This is a genomic window from uncultured Aquimarina sp. (assembly GCF_947496855.1).
In the GTDB taxonomy this organism is placed as follows: domain Bacteria; phylum Bacteroidota; class Bacteroidia; order Flavobacteriales; family Flavobacteriaceae; genus Aquimarina.
Genome location: NZ_CANMED010000005.1, coordinates 254877 through 274599 on the forward strand (window position 1 = coordinate 254877; position 19723 = coordinate 274599).

Genomic DNA, 19723 nt, shown 5'->3' on the forward strand with positions numbered 1-19723 from the left:
ATCTTGATACGTGCAAATTATAGTTTCTAAAAATCAAACCTTAACTGAATAATCTCTACTTCTTGTTTCTCTATTTTCTTTTGGTCTTTCTTAGCTGTATTTAAATTAGAGAGCGAAATCCCTAACAAGCGCACTGAGTTCTTCATTTCTGATTGATACAATAGCTCCTTTGAAGTCTCTAAAAGTATATCTGCATCACTTACAAAGTAAGGCAATGTCTTACTTCGAGTCTGAAGTGTAAAATCGCTGTATTTAATTTTTAGCGTTACCGTTCTTCCTGCTACTTCACTTCTTTTTAAACGCTTTTGTAATTCCTCAGCAATATTTTCCAATCGTTCCAGCATATATATTTCTGAAGAAATATTCTCACTAAAAGTCCTTTCTGCGGCAAGAGATTTTCGTTCTCGATTTGGTTTCACTTCACTCAAGTGAATTCCTCTAACAATTTTATAGTAATGCCCTCCTGATTTTCCAAAATGTTGAGTCAGGAACTCTTCTGATTTCGTTTTTAAGTCCTTTCCAGTATAAATACCTAATTGGTACATTTTAGCTCGTGTCACTTTTCCTACTCCATAGAATTTTTTAACATCCAGATCTTCCAAAAACTCTATGACTTCTTCCGGGTTTACAGTTTTCTGACCATTAGGCTTATTATAATCACTAGCAACTTTGGCAATAAATTTATTAATAGAAATTCCTGCCGAAGCGGTCAATCCTACTTCATCAAAAATCCGTTGTCTAATCTCATGAGCCATCAAAGATGCACTCGGATTTCCTTTTTTATTCTCGGTTACATCAAGATACGCCTCATCAAGTGATAAAGGTTCCACTAACTCAGTGTACTCAAAAAATATTTTACGGATTAATTTCGAAATCTCCTGATACCGATCAAACCGTGGCCTCACGAAAAGTAAATCAGGACATAACTTTCTAGCAGTAAATCCAGGCATTGCCGAACGAACCCCGTATTTACGTGCTTCATAACTCGCAGCGCTAACAACACCACGTTTTCCACCACCACCTACCGCCAGAGGTTTTCCTTTAAGCTCTGGATTGTCCATTTGCTCAACAGATGCATAAAATGCATCCATATCTACGTGTATGATTTTTCTCTGACTTTTCATTCTTTGTGTCCCACAAAAATAGTGGATATAAACTATTCAAAAAGAGTTCACAATCAATTGATTCTAAATTATCATTACAAAAATATCTTAGTAAAGATTTTAGCATTAAATACTTCTAAAAAATGATATTCATATATTTGTAAGGGTTTTATCAGATAAAAATAATATCTTGCTTTATTGATCCCAATCAATTTGAACTAAATTATATTTAAAAAATGAAAAATTACACCCTACTTATACTTTTTGCTTTTATTTGCTGTAAATCAGAGAGCAAATCTTCTGACGACCTTAATAAATTAAGTGAAACCAACCAGACACAAGTAGCTGAAACTACAAATGAAAAAAACAGTGATGTAGTAGCTACTCAGAAAACATACACAGCCACTCAAAAAGATGCTAATGGTACTATTACCCAGAAGTTATCAGTTTCTTGGTTATCAGAAGAAACTATACAGTATACATTTGTATTTGAAAATCAGTCCTGCAAAAAAACAACTATTAAAGGAAGAGCAACAGCGTTAAAACCTAAGAAAGAACCTTTTATGGATAGTTATAACGGAAAAGCTTTTGAAGTTAAAAGGTATCAAGAAAGAAAACAAGGTTATAAAATTCTATTGCACATAGATTCTACAAATAAAGACAAAGCTGTTGTTGACCTGCGTCTTGGAGAGGATGATGAAGATGAAGACTGCAAAGCAAGTAGTATCGTAATGGTAGAGCAAAAATAACGCTAACATCGTTTTTTTTATTGTAAAAGATTTTCTCATTTCATTTTCTTAGAGGATGTTTAACGTATTCTAAAAAAGATATGCAAGATTGATTTTGTTTATCTAGTAAGACCTATGATTCTTCTTGTTAAATTTGTAGGATGGCTAAAACAGCAATCATATTAGGAGCAACAGGATTAACTGGAGGAATTCTTTTAAAATCTCTACTTAAAGATAATCGGTATAGCAAAATCAAGTTATTTTCTAGAAAAACTGTGGGAATCTCGCATCCTAAAATAGAAGAACATTTAATTAATGTACTTCAATTAAATACTATTGCTTCAAATTTTATCGGCAATGAAGTGTTCTGCTGCATTGGAACCACCAACGCTAAAACTCCAGACAAAGGATTATATCGTAGCATCGATTATGGTATTCCGGTAACAGCAGCTGAACTTTGTAAGCAAAATAACATTAAAACTTTTATAGTGATCTCTGCTCTAGGTGCAGATTCAAAAAGTAACGTATTTTATAATCGCACCAAAGGCGAAATGGAAGAAACAGTTTTAACACTGGAAATTCCTAAAACACATATCTTACAACCATCATTAATCGGTGGTAAAAGAGATGAAAAAAGAGTTGGAGAATATTTCTTTAAACAATTGATGAGGATCATTAACCCCTTATTGATTAGTCCTTTAAAAAAATACAGATCCATTAACCCTGAAACAATCGTTTCCGCCATGGTATGGTTAGCAAATAATGAATTCAATAGAAAAAGAATAGTTTCTGATGAAATTAAAGAAATTCATACGAAAAAAGGTTTCTAATTGGTTCATATACCGTATCCGTATCTTTCTGAACTTCTATAATTGCTAAATATCCATAACAGCTTCTACATTTGTTTTAAAATTATAAATCATTAAAAAACAAACAATGAAGTTATTAAAAAACCTCACCCTATTCTTATTAACTTGTATATTAACAACAAGTCTTGTTGCTCAATCTAATGTAAAATCCTTTAGTTTCAAAAAAGGAGAAATTTTAGATATTCTTCTATTAACTACCAAATCAGACACTAATAAAGATTTTGACAAATACAAAAAAACTGTCTTTCCGGTTGGATTAGAAAAAACATATAAACCATTACCTGGATTCGGTATTAAAGAAACTACTCAAGGAAATATTCAACCTACAAGTTTTATACTCGGGAAATGGAATGACCTAAAAAATCGTGAACAATTTATTGCAGAAATCGAAGAGAAAGTCCCTGATTTTCATATTCAACGTAGAAACATCTGGTCTTTGTTTAACCTAACCTATTACGAAATGCCAAAAGATATTTCTTTCAAAATAGATAGAAGCAAATACAATGTTGCTACTTCTTACTGGAAAAAAGATGCTGCCTCTTTTAAAAAATTCACTGAGCTTTGGTTAAAAAAATCAACAGTAAAAGGAGGAAAAAAAATTCTTCAGCTTACCGACGGAAAATCACCGGTCGGATATTATCATAACCCCGACTTACTAGTAATCACTCAATGGGAAAGCAAGTCAGCATTTGATGCTTTTTACAAAGAAAACCTTAAAATGAATCACAAAGGTGTGTTACATGTAAATCAGTTTGTATTAAACTAGTATATTAAACCCGATGTATGCTTTAGAATATATTAAGCATCCATCGGGTAAAAAACCAGATCATTACGAATATGCAATCATTCCTAAATCAATTAGTTTATTTCGGATATTTCCAAAGCTTGTTTTTACTGTTTATTTATATTTTTTCTCCTAAAAAAAGAAAAAGTATCAATAAATATATTGCTTTTTTAGTATTGGTTTTAGCCATAGGATTAAGCGGTCGTATATTATATATCTCTGGATACTTTGGAGACAATTATAGATGGGTTATTTTTTCTGAATTCGCAACACTACTGTTTGGTGCTACGATCTACCTATTTACACGATCTAGCTTATTAAACAAGAAGTTTTCGTATAAAGAATTACTTCATTACATACCCGCTTTGGTATACAACATATTTGTAACTATTGCTTTTATCCTGCCATCTGACATAGTATTACAGGAAAGATTAGAAAGTGGGGAAAAATTTAGATTTACACTATTTTTTATTGCTATTGGGTTACTATTTAACATCACCTATTGGATTTTAAGTTTTAAGATCTTTCTAAAATTCAGAAAAGACATCCAGAACGAATTAAGTTATACAGTAAAATCTCGATTTTTTCTGAATTTCCTGATAGCAATAGGAGTCTGTCTATTCTGTTGGTTTAGTATGTTTATCTACTGGGTGTTGGGATTTCCATTATTAGATAAATCCGCATGGCAGATAATATGGATAAGCATCGCTCTTATTATTCTATTTATTACATTTTATAGTATAAAAGAACCTCAATTATTCAGAGTTACCGAGCTAGTAACTCCTAAAAAATATGCGCAATCCAAATTATCAAACCATGAGTTAGACAATTTAAAATCTCAACTAGAAGGTTTAATGAAGGAAAGAAAACCGTATTTAAACAGAAAGCTTCTTAAATCAGAACTAGCCGAAATGTTAGGCGTAAGTAACCCAGAAATAGCACGTTTACTCAATGAGCGTATAGGAATGAATTTCTTTGAATATGTGAATTATTATAGAATCAAAGAATTTATAGTCTTAGCAAAAGAAGATCAAGCTAAAAACATGACTTTCTTTGGGCTTGCCCAAGAAGCAGGTTTTAATTCTAAAACGACATTTAACAAATCGTTTAAAGATTTAATGCGAACTACACCAAAAGAATATTTTTCTAATCTTTAATCTTATCAAAATTTCAATAAATTATGTTCAAAATATTTTTTATCAGTATTATTACTGTAGTAACAGTTAATGCACAACTTACCATTCCTGCACTTAGTCCAACTTCAAAAACTACACAAACCGTTGGATTGACAGAAATCAAAATCGAATACTCCAGACCAAGTAAAAGAGATAGAATTATTTTTGGGGAAAATGGTATCGTCCCTTATAATGATCTATGGAGAACCGGTGCTAATGCCGCAACTAAGATATCTTTTACCGATGATGTTACCATTTTTGAAACAATTATAAAAAAAGGGTCCTATGCTATTCTTACAAAACCAGGAAAAAACACTTGGGAAATATATTTTTACACCTATAAATCTGGCAATTGGAATACCTATGTAGATCAAGTACCTATTGCCACTTTTAACGCTAAGCATATCAAATTAAATGAAATTTTAGAAACATTTTTAATCTATATTGATCAAATTACTTTGGATAGCTCTCAATTGATTTTCGCTTGGGATCAGTTTAAAATTACATTACCACTAAAATTTGATACACATAAAAAGACAATGGTAAGTATCGAAAAAACCATTTCTGGACCTTCTAATTTTGATTATTTTCAGGCTGCGCTATACCTGCATGAAGCGCAAACAGATTTAGATAAAGCTTTGGCTTATATTCAAAAAGTTACAAAAGCTGAAAACCCATTGTTTTTTCAGGTGTATAGAGAATCATTAATCCTAGCCGATCTTGATAAAAAACCAGAAGCTATAGTAGCTGCTAAAAGGTCTTTGGAATTATCCAAAAAAGAAAAAAATAAAGATTTTATCAGATTAAATGAGAAAAACATCAAAAAATGGTCTCGATAAAATCATTTTGTAGATTCAAGATATTAGATTTGAAAAATACAATATTTTGAATCTACATTTAAAAAAAATCAAGTATTATAAATGATTGAAATAGAACGCAAATTTTTAGTTACATCTGAGATCTATAAGCAAGAAGCTAAAAAAAGTACTAGTATCGTGCAAGGATTTCTAAATACTGATCCTGAAAGAACGGTTAGAATTCGAATTAAAGGAAAGCAGGCTTTTATAACTGTAAAAGGTATTGGCAATACGTCAGGTACTACACGCTTTGAATGGGAAAAGGAAATCCCTATTAATGAAGCAGAAGCACTTATAAAAATTTGCGAAATAGGAGTTATCGAAAAAAGAAGGTATGAGATTTCATCCGGGAATCATATCATCGAAGTAGATGAGTTTTTTGAAGAAAACAAAGGATTAACTATTGCAGAAATTGAATTGAGCGATGAGAATGAAACTTTCATAAAACCTAATTGGTTAGGAAAAGAAGTTACGGGAGATGCGAGGTATTATAATTCTCAATTAAGTAAATACCCTTTTAGAAACTGGAATTAAAATCTTTAAAAAATACTTTCAGAAAGTAATATAGTAAAACTCACAATTAAATGTTATTTTTTGTTGGGTCATAAATCTTAATAAAAAATCAATTCTTCATAAATTGTTTACTTTTTTTTTAAAAAAGCAAAAATTCCCCATAAAAATCTCTTCCAAAATAAGAAATATTTAAAAAAGAGTCTTAGAAAATAGCAGTACTTGAATTAACATATTCTTTGCATTTTTCCTATGTTAACCTAAGTGATATTTCCCGTCTAACACTTCTTATTAACCTAAAAACATATTTCATGTTACACAAATCAATAATGCGCTACATTTTAGGGCTTATGCTATTTTGCCCACTTTTTACTGCAATTGCTCAATTTCCGATCAATGGATTTTACTCTGAAAAAAAGACATTGACTGTTGCTCCAAGTTATTCTTACAAAAGTTATGATCAATTCTATCGAGGTTCTGAATTATCAGAAGGAAATCCTGCTGGATTAGGAGATATTTCCTCCTATATTTTTTCTTTGTATGCTTCTTATACGGTAAATGATTGGTTATCTACTGTTGTAACATTGCCATATATCACTACCAAAAGTCAGGATGGCGTTCTTGATCCGGTACTGGAAACAGATGGCGTAGATGGTCTTCAGGACTTAGGAGTTTTTGCTAAAGCAAAGATTTTAGAGAAATCATTAAACTCTAGTTCTAAAGTAACGTTGGGAGGTGCGGCAGGAATCACATTTCCAGTAAGTAATTATGAAGGAGCCGGTGTGCTCTCTTTAGGAAATCAAGCAACCACTATCAATGGTGCAGTAATCTTACATTACATCAGTTCGCTTAACATTTTTACAGAAGTTCAAGTAGGATATAGTAATCGAGATAGTAAGGATTTTGACATTCCCAATGCTATATTATATGGATTCAAATTAGGATACTATAATCCATTCTTTTACATCCACGCTAATTTAGAGATACAGGACTCCATGTCTGGATTAGATATTGGAACACCCGAATTTGCAGAAGCAGGAGGTCCTAACATACTTCCAGAAACCGAAGTAGATTTCACAAATCTTTCTTTTAATTTATATATTCCCATATATAAAAACAAGCTAGGTGTTTCTACAGGATATACAAACACTTTAGATGGACGTAATTTTAGTAAAGAATCTGCATTAAGTTTCGGCTTGGTATATTCTTCATTATAACTATTTCTAAATTAAAAAGCAGCCATAGAATTGTAATTATTCTATGGCTGCTTTTATGATATTATTCTTTGATTTCTATCATCCTTTGCAATTCATTACCCTTTTCATCCAAAACAGTAATAAGGTGTTCTCCGGGCGCTGGTTTTACAGCCATTTCGTGAAACTGTTTGGTCACACCTACAAATTGATTATCTATATACCAGAACACCCTTGTTTCTGCCTGAGTATGTGCTATTTTCAGAATTACTTCATTTGTTTTTCCATCAAAGCCTTTTGGTAAATAGACACTACTATTACCTTTGGGAAAAATAAAATCCATACTACCTACAGATTCCTTTATACAATCAGATCGATATGAAGGCAAGGATCTATAATCGGCATTTTTAGTTTTAAAGTAATATTCCTGTAAAGGAGGCAATACAAACCAAGGTTCATGAATCATCGTATCTACCGATTCACAAGAAGAATTCACCCTATATTGTTTTGTGGGGTCTAAATGCACTAGTTGATGATATGGACAAGGTTTTCCCTTAGTTCCAGCGGTAGGAATATACATTTCCTTACTCGGACATTCTTTTCCAGCTAAAAACCCACTTTTGGTACAAACATCTACTTGTACCAAATCATCATATGGAACAGGAAACCATTTAGAATTAGGTAATAAATTAATTACATCAAACAAAACAGGTGCCGCCGAGTTTAATCCTGTGAGTTCCGGTCTTCCTTCCCCATCTGCATTACCAACCCAAACACCTATCACATAATCTTTACTCGCACCGACTGCCCAGGCATCTCGATTACCGAAACTAGTTCCTGTTTTCCAAGCAATTTCTCTTGATGAATCGTAAAACTCCCAAGATTCATCTCCTTGCGGACGATTCACTTTTTTCATAGCCTCAAAAGTTAACCAAATACTTCCTGCTCCAAATATTGGTTTTTGTTTTACTTTTTTACCAAAATCAACCTTTTTGTCAGCAAGAATTACAGGTTCTGTAAATTCATTTGTAAAATATTCACTTGAGGTATTTTCGTAATGATTTAATGTTCCAGCAAATCCAGCATACGTTTTACATAAATCCCAAAGATTTCCTTCGGCACCACCAACAATTAGTGATAATCCATAATGATCTGCGCTATATGAAAGATCGCTAATTCTAAAAGCATGTAACTCATCTCTAAATCGCTGTAATCCATATTTTTGCAGTAATCTAACTGCAGGTATATTTAATGACCTTGCCAAAGCTCTATTCGCAGGAACGGCCCCGCTAAAGGTTTCATCATAATTCATAGGAGCATATCCTGCTATAACTGTAGGCACATCAGAAACCAATTGTTCTGGTAATAATTCGCCTTTATCCATCATAGCAGCATACAATAATGGCTTTAGCGTGCTTCCTGTACTTCTACCCGCTTGAATGATATCCACATCTTTTTGATGTGTCTTGTCTGTTGGTGTATTACCAACATAACTTAAAACCTCTCTGGTTTTTATGTCTAACACTAGAACCGCCATGTTATATACTTCATTTTGACGTAAAATATTATAGTGCCTTTTTACTTGTTGATTTACCTGCTGTTGTAATGATGCATCAATCGTAGTTTGTAATCGTTGTCCATTATTCTTTCTAGCCAATCGATCTAATAAGTGAGGGGTGGTTTGCGGAAGACTATATGGTTTTTGAGGTAATGATTCACTTATAGATACATCGTAGGTTATAGAATCAATTGTTTTCTGTTCTAATAATGTTTTAAGTAATCGGTTTCTTTTTTCTAATAGTTTTAGTTGGTTTTTTCCTGGATAAATTAGTGAAGGAGCATTTGGTAAAACGGCAAGCGTAGCACTTTCTGACCAAGATAATTGGTAGGCAGGAAGGCCAAAATATCTCCACGAAGCCATATCAATACCTACTACATTTCCACCGAAAGGCGCATGAGAAGCATAAAGTTTTAAAATTTCTTCTTTAGAAGTTCCTAATTCCAGTCTTATAGAGAGAATTAGTTCAATTAATTTTTCAAAATAGGTTCGTTTTTGTCCTTTTCTAGCTAATCGTATTACCTGCTGTGTAATGGTACTACCTCCTCGAACAACTTTTCCTGCTTTTATATTTTCACTAACAGCCTCTATCATAGAAACCGGATTGAATCCAACATGTCTATAAAATTGTTGATCCTCAAATGCTAGAATACAGTGTTTAAATTTATCTGGGACACTATCCGTTTCTGGAAACCTCCACTGTCCATCCAAAGCAATTTTAGCGCCTAGTAACTCACCGTTTCTAGTTTCGATTACTGTTGCTGTGGGATCATCAAACAATGGCTTGGGTAATGAGAAATAATACAAAACCATCAATACCGAAATAATGACAAACCTCTTAGGGCGTTTTTTTAAATAATTTTTAATAGTATTCAACACTATCGTTAACAATTAATATATTTAGACAATGGTACTAAAATTTATGTAATTAAAAGATTCTTTATAATCTTTGAAAAAATTCCTTTGATACATTTTTCTTTCTTAATTTTAACAAAAAAAGATATAAATTCCCTAACTTATCACTTTTTTGCATTTATCAGGTATTATTCTTCACACGAATCCTTTTGATAATAACAATTACTGCAAGTAAGCATCTGTAAATTTAAGGTCTGTTATCCATTTGATAAAATCGTTTTGTGTTGAAAAAATATTATTTTCTATTTATAGTTTTTATTTCCTATTCTTCTTTATCACAGGAAAATGTTTCTTTTGAAAAAAATGACAGCATCAATTATTTATTAAAAACTGCAGAAGAGTTAAGCTACAAAAATGATATGTATAAGGCTTTAGAATATGCATTTAAAGCTGTTAGTTATGCACACGAAGTACAAGATAATTATTACATATCGAGCTCTTATATGATGATGGGCACAATTCAATATGAAATTATAGATTACAAAAGCGCTAAAAAAAACCTATTGAAATCTTTAGAATACACAGAAAAAACAAAAGATAAAATACTCCTACCTGGCATACTACATAGTCTCGCTAATATATATTATGACGACAATCAGGATTACAAAAATGCTTTGATTTATTACAAAAGAGCACTAGAACTAACTAATAAAAAACGCTATCCAGATAACTATCAGATTACTTTACATAATTTGATATGGACCTATATGGATCTGAATAGATTTAACGAAGCAAAACCTTATCTTAAAAAAGCAGATAGTATTGAAAAAACAATTCCGGATAGCTTACAAGTGGATAGGAGTTCCTTGTTTCTTCTTAAAGCAAGAGATTATGCTAATAATAAAGAAATCAATAAAGCTGAAGACGCTTTTAATGAGTCTTTTAAGCAATTAGAAAAAGAAAGCTACTGGGTTAAAGGTAAAAGTTATTTTTATGACTACAGATCACAAATGTATGAGGATATAGGAGACTATTTCAAAGCTGCACAGGATCTTAAAAAATTATTAAAAAATGAACGTAAAGTTTTTGAAAACGCCAAAACCAAAAATGAGGAAATTGCAAAGTTCAGATTTAAGGTAGATGAATATGAAAGAGAGCTTGAGGCAGCCAAAAGGGAAAAGGCCTTGTTACTAGATATTGATAAAAACAATAAAATCATTATTTTCATCTCCTCCGCAGCTTTATTACTATTGATTGGAGTATTATTTTTCTATTTTAGAGCCTACCGATCTAAGAAAAAAATTAGTGAAATTCTTGAAGTAAAGAATACAGAACTTTATGAAGCTAAAGCTCAAGCCGAACAACTAAGTAAGATTAAATCACAATTTATCTCTACAATTAGTCACGAACTAAGAACCCCATTGTACGGCGTTGTTGGTATTTCGTCAATTTTATTAGAAAATAGCACTAAATCAGAAAAAGATAAAAAATTAATAGACTCATTAAAGTTTTCTGCGGATTATTTGCTCGATTTAGTTAATAAAGTATTAAAAATAAGCAAAATAGACTCGGAAGAAAAAGAACTTATTAAAACGCCTACTGATCTATTTTCTTTATCTCAAAACATTATACAATCCTTTGAATACCAAGCTCATAAAAAGGATAATGAATTAATTCTAGAACATAATCATAATATCCCTAAACTAGTTAATATTGATGCATTACGAATATCAGAAGTTCTAATTAACTTAATAGGTAATGCTATTAAATTTACGGATAAAGGAAAAATATGGCTCAGAATAAAACAGTTATCTATAGATACCGAAATTGTAAGGATTCGTTATGAGGTAGAAGATACCGGTGTAGGAGTACCAGACGACCAAAAAGAATATATATTTGAAGAGTTTTCTCAAATAGGTAGTGTATATGACAATAAGCAAGGAACTGGTTTAGGGTTATCTATTGTTAAAAATCTGGTTCAGGTAATGGATAGCCAGATTCATTTCAAAAGTAAAAAAGGTGTAGGTTCTACCTTTTATTTTGATTTGGACTTAGAAATTTTGGATAGTCTGAAGAATACAGAAGATGACTCATCATTCTCAGAAAAGACAGACAGTATATCTGCAAAAATTCTTGTTGCAGAAGACAATAAGGTAAATCAATTAGTGACTAAAAACCTATTAAAAAATATTGGTTGTGATTGTACGATGGTAGAAAACGGATACGAAGCCGTTCAAATTTTGAAGAAACAAACTTTCGATTTAGTTCTAATGGATATTAATATGCCTGTCCTAGATGGTATGCAGGCAACGTTACAAATTCGGGAGTTTGATAAAATCACTCCTATTATTGCATTGACTGCTTCGGAATTAAGTGAAGTAGGAGATGAATGTAAAAAAGCAGGCATGGATGACCTAATTAATAAACCATTAAATAAAAACGATCTTAAAGATGCAATCCACAAAAATTTAATCGTTCATGGTTCTAAAAGCGAAATATAAACTATAGATTTATAATCTGTAACAATAACAAATTGATGTAAAAGTTTCTCCCCCTTCTTGATTGTTGCTTGTATACATCCAATTTCATTATCTTTTATTGTTTTCCTATATCTTTTTGAGTAAATCAAGATTCATATATCTACTCACTAAAGTAATGATCTTTTGACCGCTTCAAAATTTTTTGTAACAAAAACCTATTTAACTACTTAAAAATCAAATAACTAAAAATATTAGAGATCTGTTTAATTCATTCAACTACAATTATTAAAAAAAGAGGAAATATCCCCTTTTTGGCTAATAAAAAAAACTTACAATCGTTAGTTTTCTTTTAAATCATAACAGAAAAACCCTATAATTTCATTAAATTATATCACTCTTTAAAAAAAAACAGCTGTAAACCCTGTTCAAATCTAACTCGAAATATCGTGGCTTATGTAATATAAAATGGGATATAAAACTTGTTTGTTTACGTTATCTTTTTTTATCAAAAATTGTTTTGCATTGAAAAGAAATACTATTTACATATTTATTTTTATTCTTTCATTAAATTCCTTTTCACAAGAAAAACCGTCTTTTGAAAGAATTGACAGTTTAGACACTCTATTAAGAACTTCAGAAAAACTCCGACGGGATAGTGATATGTATCAGGCATTAGAATATGCCTTCAAGGCTGTTAATTATGCCAGAGAACTCAATAATGATCATTATATCTCTCATGGATATATGCTAATGGGAACTGTTCAATACGAAATCATTGATTATGAAAACGCGACAAAAAACTTTTTAAAATCACTAGAATATACAGAAAAAACAAAAGATAAAATTCTCTTACCATACATTTTGCATAGTCTCGCTAATATATATTATGACAGTAATAATGATTATGAAAGTGCCTTAAAATATTATCAAAGAGCTGTAGCATTGGGAAAAAACAATCCTCATATACAGCAATATCAGATTCCATTGCACAACCTGATCTGGACCTATATGGATCTTGATAGATTTGATGAAGCTTCTATATATCTTAAGGAAGCGGATAGCATTGACAATACGATTTCTGATAGTATACAAATAGACAGAAGTAGTCTTTATCTTTTAAGAGCTAGGAATTATGCACATAAAAACGAAATTGAAAAAGCTGAAGAAAATTTTGACAAATCATTCGAGTACCTAAAAGATGAAGTGTATTGGCCAAAAGGTAAAAGTTACTTTTATCAGTATAGATCAAAAATGTACGAAGATATTGGCGATTATGCCAAGGCTATTGCTGATCTAAAAGAACTAAATAAAAACGACCGCAAAGTTTTTGAAAATGCTCGATCCAAAAGTGACAAGACCACAAAAATAAGGTTTAAGGTAGATCAATATGAACAAGAATTAGAGGTTGCAAAAAGAGAGAAAGTATTGTTGTTAGATATCGATAAAAACAACAAAACTATCATTTTTATTTCTACTGCAGCTCTACTACTACTAGCAGGGGTGGTCTTCTTTTATTACAGAGGATATCGATCTAAGAAAAAAATTAGTGAAATTCTTGAAGTAAAAAATTTCGAACTCCAAGAAGCTAAGGCTCAAGCTGAACAGTTAAGTAAGATCAAATCACAATTTATATCCACTATCAGTCATGAGTTAAGAACTCCTTTGTATGGCGTGGTTGGAATCTCTTCCATTTTATTGGAGAATGATGCAAAGACGGAAAAAGATAAAAAACTACTTAATTCACTGAAATTTTCTGCAGATTACTTATTAGATTTAGTAAATAAGGTTCTGAAAATAAGTAAAATAAACTCCGAAGAAAAAGAGCTCATCAAGACTCCCACAGATCTATTTTCATTGTCTCAAAACATTCTGCAATCTTTTGAGTATCAATCTCAAAAAAAGGATAATGAATTAATTCTAGATCATAACAATAGCATCCCTAAACTACTGAATATCGATGCATTACGAATATCCGAAGTTTTGATTAATTTAATCAGTAATGCTATTAAATTTACAGATAAAGGAAAAATCTGGCTCAGAATTAAACAATTATCATCAGATAACAAAACCATGAAAATTCGTTTTGAGATAGAAGATACGGGTATGGGAGTACCAGAAAACCAGAAAGAATACATTTTTGAGGAGTTTTCTCAAATCGGCAGCGTATACGACAATAAACAAGGAACTGGCTTAGGTCTATCCATTGTTAAAAATCTGGTTCACGTAATGGATAGTCAGATTCATTTCGAAAGTAAAAAGAATATAGGATCTATGTTTTATTTTGATCTAGATGTGGAGATTGAAGACTGTTTAGATGATATAGAAAATAATTCACAAAATCCAGAAAAGACAGATAGTTTATCTGCAAAAATCCTTGTTGCAGAAGATAATAAGGTTAATCAATTGGTTACTAAGAATTTATTGAAAAATATTGGTTGTGATTGCACGATGGTAGAAAACGGATATGAAGCCGTACAAATTCTGAAACACCAAGCTTTTGATCTAGTGCTGATGGATATTAATATGCCTGTGCTAGATGGTATGCAAGCAACATTAGAAATTAGACAATTTGATACAACTACTCCTATTATTGCCTTAACTGCTTCAGAACTAAGTGAAGTCGGTGAGGAATGCAAAAATGCTGGGATGAATGATTTGATCAATAAACCGTTGAACAAAAACCATCTAAGAAACGCTATACATAGAAATTTAATCGTTAACAATTCTGAAACTAAAACCTAATCAATCTAAGTTTACCGCATCAAAACCTATTCTTAATCCAGAAAATAAAATACAAAACACCTTTTCCATATCAATCTTATTTTGTGATGTAGCGAATTTTACGTTACTTTCTGAATGTATACTAAAAATGAACCCCAAAATTAGACGTTTGTTATGCGTTTGTAAATAGTTATATCTGGATATATAAAGGAAATATGCTCAATAATAAGCATATAAACGTGTTGTGCGCCATTTGAGAAAATCATGCTAAAATGAAAAGTCATTGTATTTAAATGAAAAAATGGATACTAATAATTGGAGGAATTATCCTGATTGGAATTGGAATTAAAATTAATTCAGATTTGAATGACGTTGTGGAAGCTTTTAACTCAGAACATTCTCTAAACGAGCCGAATTTGATAATCCTCTTGGACTCGATTTCACCGAATAAAAATTATACGTATTACAAATATAAATTTGACAAAGGTGGATTAGGTTATTCCCGAATTTTTTGGTCAGTTACTAAAATTGACAAAAACGAAAATGAACTTGAAAAAGGACTAATTCCAAATGGATATAAAATAATTGGTTGGACCGATACAAGCGGATTGAGTTTACAAAAATGAAAACCACATTATGAAACAGATACAGCATATGAATTGAAAGACAAAACGGAATTTAATGGAATTGAAATAAATGTGGTGGAATAAAAACGAACGCGCAACACGATATATGTGATCATAACAGCTAAGTGACGAATCGATTGGTTCTTGTATTTTTGGTAAGGCGCAATGCTTACAGAAAGTAGAAGTTAGCAACCAATGGGCAAGAAAAATCAAAAAGCAAAGTAACAATTCAACAAGCTACGACAGATATATTAACCGCTATGTGTAATTATATAAAACTCCGATTTAATGAACATTATTCAAGAATTGACAGAAAAATATAGTGGAGAATATTCAGAGGATTTGATTAAAAATGTGAATAGTCCATTAGGAAAATATATTTATCAACCGAAAAACGGAACTATTACCATTGGCGGAACTAAAATTAGCGTAAACCTTAATGAAGTTGGAGGAGCAATGCCTGTATCGGAACCGTTTCGAATTACTCTACATTTGGACAAAGTTTACGAAACTGAACTGACAATATTCCCAAAAGATTTGCGTAATAAATTTTTGGATTTTATTCTGCCAAAACGTAGATCATTTGTCCCTAAACCGATTTTAAAACAATTTTGGTTTGGTGGAGATAAAAATTTATTTAAACAGCTCGTATCTGACAAAACTTTTGCTGAAAACATAATAAACGAAAGAATTTATATAAAAACTGGAAAGAAACCAACTGATCGAATTGTTTTAACGCCTGAATATGGAATTAAAAACATTGACCAATTTGAAAAGTTTATTTCTGTTCTAAAACGCATTGAAAGCAAAATAAAGACTACATATAACATAATATAGCTGCCCTGACGGACAACAACGTTTTGTTATATTTATCGTTGTAACTAATTAAACCAAAAACATGAAGATAATATTAAGTAATCTATTCCTATCATTATCAATAATTACAACTTGTATTGGGCAAGAAAAAGAAGAAAAATTAGTTCGAGAATCATTTAACAGTTATAAAACTTCAATCTTAAATGATAAAGGAGAAGAAGCTGTAAATTTTGTTGACAGTAGAACAATATCTTATTATAATAAAATTCTTGAAACAACAAAAAAAGCAGATTCTTTGACTTTAAATTCATTAGGAATTCTTGATAAGTTAATGGTTATATCAATCAGATATAGGACATCAAAAAAAGACATTTTATCATTCGATGGGAAAGAACTTTTAATTTATGCTATAAAAGAAGGAATGGTAGGAAAAAACAGTGTAATAAATACAGAAATTGGAAGCGTTGAAATCGATGAGGATTTTGCTAAAGGGCAATTTATTTCAAATGGAAAGAAAGCCCCCTTTTACTTTCACTTCTATAAGGAAGATAATAATTGGAAAGTTGATTTAACGTCCATATTCCCTGTTGGTGCAATGGCATTCAAAAAAATGATTGAAGACAACGGAGAAGAAGAAAACAAATATTTACTTCAATTATTAGAACTGATGACAGGTAAAAAACCGGTAAATGAAATTTGGAAACCGATAATATAAAACGCCTTACAACAATACCTATAATTATATGGGTATACAAAATTTAGAAAAAAATCAAAGGATTGGAAATTTAGTAGCTAAGACGATAGTTGTAAAAAATAAAGATCTTAAAAAATTGGAATAAAAACTACATACAATACGGTATATAAAAATTCCTGATATTTTACTTAATCAAAGACAATTACACGTTTACTAAGTCTGAATTTCCTTCGAAAATTCCTCGCACGTAAACTCGTAAATTTCCATATACATTAACATAGGCAAACATTAAAAAAATGATTGAGATTAAAAAAGTTTGTGACTCAACTAAATTTAAAATTATAAAAAAATTAGCGATTGAAATTTTACACGAAGTTTATGACCCAATAATTCCGGCTGAACATACCGATTATTTCTTAAAGGAATTTCAATCTGAAAATGCGATTGAAAAACAAATTAAAAATGAAAACTTTAGCTATTTTCTATTAAACTTTGACACAAAAGATGTAGGATATTTAGGAATTCAAAAACTAAATGAAAAACTGATTTTAAGCAAGCTATATATTTTGAAATCGTTTCGTGGATTAAAAATTGGTAAAACAGCGTTGGAATATGTTAATGGATTTGCAACAGATAATGCTATTAAAAAAATTGAATTAATTGTTAATCAACAAAACAAAGAAACGATTGACATTTATGAAAAAAACGGATTTAAAATTGTGAAATCAATGGTGAATTCGTTCCCAAATGGACATTCTGTTGAAAATTATAAAATGGAAAAGATATTAATTACAAAATAAAAAGTTTTGGCTAAGTACTTAAACGAAAATTCAGTAATTTTAATTTCCATACTAATCATTGCCGAGACTTTCTTGTAAAGAAGGTTGGATAAACACCTACCTGTCGTACTATTTTGTAAAAAATCAAAAACGTGAATCAAGTATATACCAAAACTAACAACAAAATGAAAAAACCTGACATCACATTCACAAATGTATTCTTGCTTGTTATTTTGCTCATTACCCCATTTTTTTTCTCTTGTTCTAATCCTAAAACTTCAGAAGATATCCAATTTTCCTTTCCAACAGAACATTATAATGAAGCACTGGATGGAAGATTAATTGTTTTGATTTCAGAACAAATAGAAAAGGAACCTCGATTTCAGCTTAGGGACGACTCTAAAACTTGTCAAGCATTCGGAATGGATATTAACGGCTGGAAACCCGAAGAGTCGATACAGTTCGACAAAGAAGCTTTTGGATACCCAATTCGTAGCTTTAAAGAGATACCATCAGGTGATTTCTTCGTACAAGTCTTGTTTCATAAATACGAAACCTTTAAACGGGCAGATGGGCGTATAGTAAAATTACCTATGGATAGAGGTGAAGGACAACAATGGAACAAAGCGCCAGGCAATCTCTATTCTACTCCTCAAAAAATCACGATCAAGAATGGACAATTTCCTTCTATCGCTATAAAATTAGATCAGAAAATACCTCTAATCCCTGAACCTGACGACACAAAGTATGTAAAGCATATAAAAATTAAAAGCAAGTTGTTGAGTGATTTTTGGGGAAGAGATATGTATTTAGGAGCTCACATACTGTTACCTGAAGGATGGGAAACGCATCCCAATGTAAAATACCCACTTGCAATCATGCACGGACATTTCCCAAAAGATTTTGGGGGATTTCGAACAACTCCTCCCGATCCCAATTTAAAATCGGAATACAGTGAGCGTTTTAATATTGAAGGGTATAATTTGACGGTCGAACAAGAAGCGTATGATTTTCATCAAACCTGGACAGGTCCTGATTTTCCAAGAGTTATTGCCATTAAAATCCAACACCCAACACCATACTATGATGATTCATATGCTGTTAATAGTGCCGCACAAGGACCTTATGGAGATGCAATTACTTATGAGCTTATTCCGCATATCGAGCAAAAATTTAGAGGAATAGGAGAAGGTTGGTCGCGATTTGTTTATGGAGGAAGTACAGGTGGATGGGAGTCTCTTGCTGTTCAAGTGAAATATCCCAAAGAGTATGGAATGTGTTTTGCTGCTTGTCCGGATCCAATTGATTTTAGAGCGTATTGCTTGGTCAATATATACGAAGACAAGAATGCATACTACAAGGAAGGTACATTCAGAAAAACACTGGTTCCTGGTCATCGAGATTATTTAGGAAATGTAGATGCTAGCTTAAGAGATATGAATTATCGAGAACTAATATTGGGCACGAAAGGTAGGTCAGGACAACAATGGGATATTTGGGAAGCAACTTATTCGCCAGTAAATGAAGAGGGATATCCTAAAAGAATCTGGGATCGTCTAACTGGAGAAATAGATAAGGAAGTAGCTTCATATTGGAAAGAAAACTACGACCTCTCTTATATTTTGAAACGAGACTGGGCAAAAAACGGTAAGGATTGGGAAAATAAAATTCATCTGTATTGTGGAGATATGGACAATTATTATCTCAACAATGCAGTATATCTCGCCGAAGAAATCCTATCAGAAACCACTGCTCCTTATTATAATGGTGAAGTAGATTATGGTGACAGAGCAGAACACTGTTGGAACGGGGATCACGATAATGGAAATCATATTAGTAGACTGCGCTATCACCGTATGTTTATCAAAAAATATGTAGATAAGGTTCATAAAGTTGCTCCTAAAGATGCAGACTTGAAAAGTTGGAGGTATTGATTTTTTTCTTAGCAGAAAATGTTTTGATGGAGTAGATACTA

General features: G+C 31.5%; 16 protein-coding genes. 14 read left to right on the forward strand and 2 right to left on the reverse strand.

What is annotated here, in order from left to right; translation table 11 throughout:
- Positions 1–26: 26 nt before the first annotated feature.
- The gene (gene dinB / locus Q0921_RS16045; RefSeq protein WP_299258626.1) at positions 27–1124 is read right to left on the reverse strand and encodes a DNA polymerase IV; all 1098 of its coding nucleotides are present in this window, start codon (positions 1122–1124) and stop codon (positions 27–29) included.
- Positions 1125–1339: 215 nt separating this feature from the next.
- On the opposite strand from dinB, the gene Q0921_RS16050 reads away from it, so the two are divergent.
- The 7 genes from Q0921_RS16050 (at position 1340) to Q0921_RS16080 (ending at position 7243) form a co-directional block, all read left to right on the forward strand.
- The gene (locus Q0921_RS16050; RefSeq protein ID WP_299258628.1) at positions 1340–1852 is read left to right on the forward strand and encodes a hypothetical protein; all 513 of its coding nucleotides are present in this window, start codon (positions 1340–1342) and stop codon (positions 1850–1852) included.
- 140 nt (positions 1853–1992) lie between these two features.
- Entirely contained in the window at positions 1993–2661 is a 669-nt protein-coding gene (locus Q0921_RS16055) for an NAD(P)H-binding protein (RefSeq protein ID WP_299258630.1), read from the forward strand.
- A gap of 106 nt (positions 2662–2767) precedes the next feature.
- Entirely contained in the window at positions 2768–3466 is a 699-nt protein-coding gene (locus tag Q0921_RS16060; protein WP_299258632.1) for a hypothetical protein, read from the forward strand.
- Between the two features lie 71 nt (positions 3467–3537).
- Positions 3538–4641, forward strand: a complete 1104-nt coding sequence (locus Q0921_RS16065; protein WP_299258634.1) for a helix-turn-helix domain-containing protein — start codon at positions 3538–3540, stop codon at positions 4639–4641.
- 23 nt (positions 4642–4664) lie between these two features.
- On the forward strand, positions 4665–5498 hold the full coding sequence (locus tag Q0921_RS16070; RefSeq protein ID WP_299258636.1) for a DUF2911 domain-containing protein: 834 nt from the start codon (positions 4665–4667) through the stop codon (positions 5496–5498).
- 81 nt (positions 5499–5579) lie between these two features.
- A complete protein-coding gene (locus Q0921_RS16075; RefSeq protein WP_299258638.1) occupies positions 5580–6050 on the forward strand; it encodes a CYTH domain-containing protein in 471 nt (156 codons plus the stop codon).
- Positions 6051–6337: 287 nt separating this feature from the next.
- Positions 6338–7243, forward strand: a complete 906-nt coding sequence (locus Q0921_RS16080; RefSeq protein ID WP_299258640.1) for a hypothetical protein — start codon at positions 6338–6340, stop codon at positions 7241–7243.
- A 61-nt stretch (positions 7244–7304) separates the two neighbouring features.
- On the opposite strand, the gene pbpC is transcribed toward Q0921_RS16080, so the two are convergent.
- Entirely contained in the window at positions 7305–9656 is a 2352-nt protein-coding gene (pbpC, locus tag Q0921_RS16085) for a penicillin-binding protein 1C (RefSeq protein WP_299259131.1), read from the reverse strand.
- Between the two features lie 260 nt (positions 9657–9916).
- On the opposite strand from pbpC, the gene Q0921_RS16090 reads away from it, so the two are divergent.
- The 7 genes from Q0921_RS16090 to Q0921_RS16120 all read left to right on the forward strand — a co-directional run bounded on the left by Q0921_RS16090 (position 9917) and on the right by Q0921_RS16120 (position 19682).
- Positions 9917–12133: a response regulator gene (locus Q0921_RS16090; RefSeq protein WP_299258642.1), complete on the forward strand. Its 2217-nt coding sequence runs from the start codon at positions 9917–9919 to the stop codon at positions 12131–12133.
- A 501-nt stretch (positions 12134–12634) separates the two neighbouring features.
- Positions 12635–14854 carry a response regulator gene (locus tag Q0921_RS16095; protein WP_299258644.1) on the forward strand — a complete coding sequence of 740 codons (2220 nt, stop codon included), beginning with the start codon at positions 12635–12637 and terminating at the stop codon, positions 14852–14854.
- A gap of 272 nt (positions 14855–15126) precedes the next feature.
- The gene (locus tag Q0921_RS16100; protein ID WP_299258646.1) at positions 15127–15459 is read left to right on the forward strand and encodes a hypothetical protein; all 333 of its coding nucleotides are present in this window, start codon (positions 15127–15129) and stop codon (positions 15457–15459) included.
- 288 nt (positions 15460–15747) lie between these two features.
- Positions 15748–16296: a hypothetical protein gene (locus Q0921_RS16105; protein ID WP_299258648.1), complete on the forward strand. Its 549-nt coding sequence runs from the start codon at positions 15748–15750 to the stop codon at positions 16294–16296.
- Positions 16297–16357: 61 nt separating this feature from the next.
- Positions 16358–16990, forward strand: coding sequence for a hypothetical protein (locus tag Q0921_RS16110; protein ID WP_299258650.1), 633 nt, complete (start codon positions 16358–16360; stop codon positions 16988–16990).
- Positions 16991–17265: 275 nt separating this feature from the next.
- Complete coding sequence (locus Q0921_RS16115; RefSeq protein WP_299258652.1) at positions 17266–17769, forward strand: GNAT family N-acetyltransferase; 504 nt, start codon at positions 17266–17268, stop codon at positions 17767–17769.
- Positions 17770–17933: 164 nt separating this feature from the next.
- A complete protein-coding gene (locus tag Q0921_RS16120) occupies positions 17934–19682 on the forward strand; it encodes an alpha/beta hydrolase-fold protein (protein ID WP_299258654.1) in 1749 nt (582 codons plus the stop codon).
- Positions 19683–19723 lie beyond the last annotated feature (41 nt).

Coding starts and splice junctions, on each gene's coding strand:
- dinB (WP_299258626.1), bottom strand. CDS start 1,124: ATGAAAAGTCAGAGAAAAATCATACACGTAGATATGGATGCATTTTAT.
- Q0921_RS16050 (WP_299258628.1), top strand. CDS start 1,340: ATGAAAAATTACACCCTACTTATACTTTTTGCTTTTATTTGCTGTAAA.
- Q0921_RS16055 (WP_299258630.1), top strand. CDS start 1,993: ATGGCTAAAACAGCAATCATATTAGGAGCAACAGGATTAACTGGAGGA.
- Q0921_RS16060 (WP_299258632.1), top strand. CDS start 2,768: ATGAAGTTATTAAAAAACCTCACCCTATTCTTATTAACTTGTATATTA.
- Q0921_RS16065 (WP_299258634.1), top strand. CDS start 3,538: ATGCAATCATTCCTAAATCAATTAGTTTATTTCGGATATTTCCAAAGC.
- Q0921_RS16070 (WP_299258636.1), top strand. CDS start 4,665: ATGTTCAAAATATTTTTTATCAGTATTATTACTGTAGTAACAGTTAAT.
- Q0921_RS16075 (WP_299258638.1), top strand. CDS start 5,580: ATGATTGAAATAGAACGCAAATTTTTAGTTACATCTGAGATCTATAAG.
- Q0921_RS16080 (WP_299258640.1), top strand. CDS start 6,338: ATGTTACACAAATCAATAATGCGCTACATTTTAGGGCTTATGCTATTT.
- Q0921_RS16100 (WP_299258646.1), top strand. CDS start 15,127: ATGAAAAAATGGATACTAATAATTGGAGGAATTATCCTGATTGGAATT.
- Q0921_RS16105 (WP_299258648.1), top strand. CDS start 15,748: ATGAACATTATTCAAGAATTGACAGAAAAATATAGTGGAGAATATTCA.
- Q0921_RS16110 (WP_299258650.1), top strand. CDS start 16,358: ATGAAGATAATATTAAGTAATCTATTCCTATCATTATCAATAATTACA.
- Q0921_RS16115 (WP_299258652.1), top strand. CDS start 17,266: ATGATTGAGATTAAAAAAGTTTGTGACTCAACTAAATTTAAAATTATA.
- Q0921_RS16120 (WP_299258654.1), top strand. CDS start 17,934: ATGAAAAAACCTGACATCACATTCACAAATGTATTCTTGCTTGTTATT.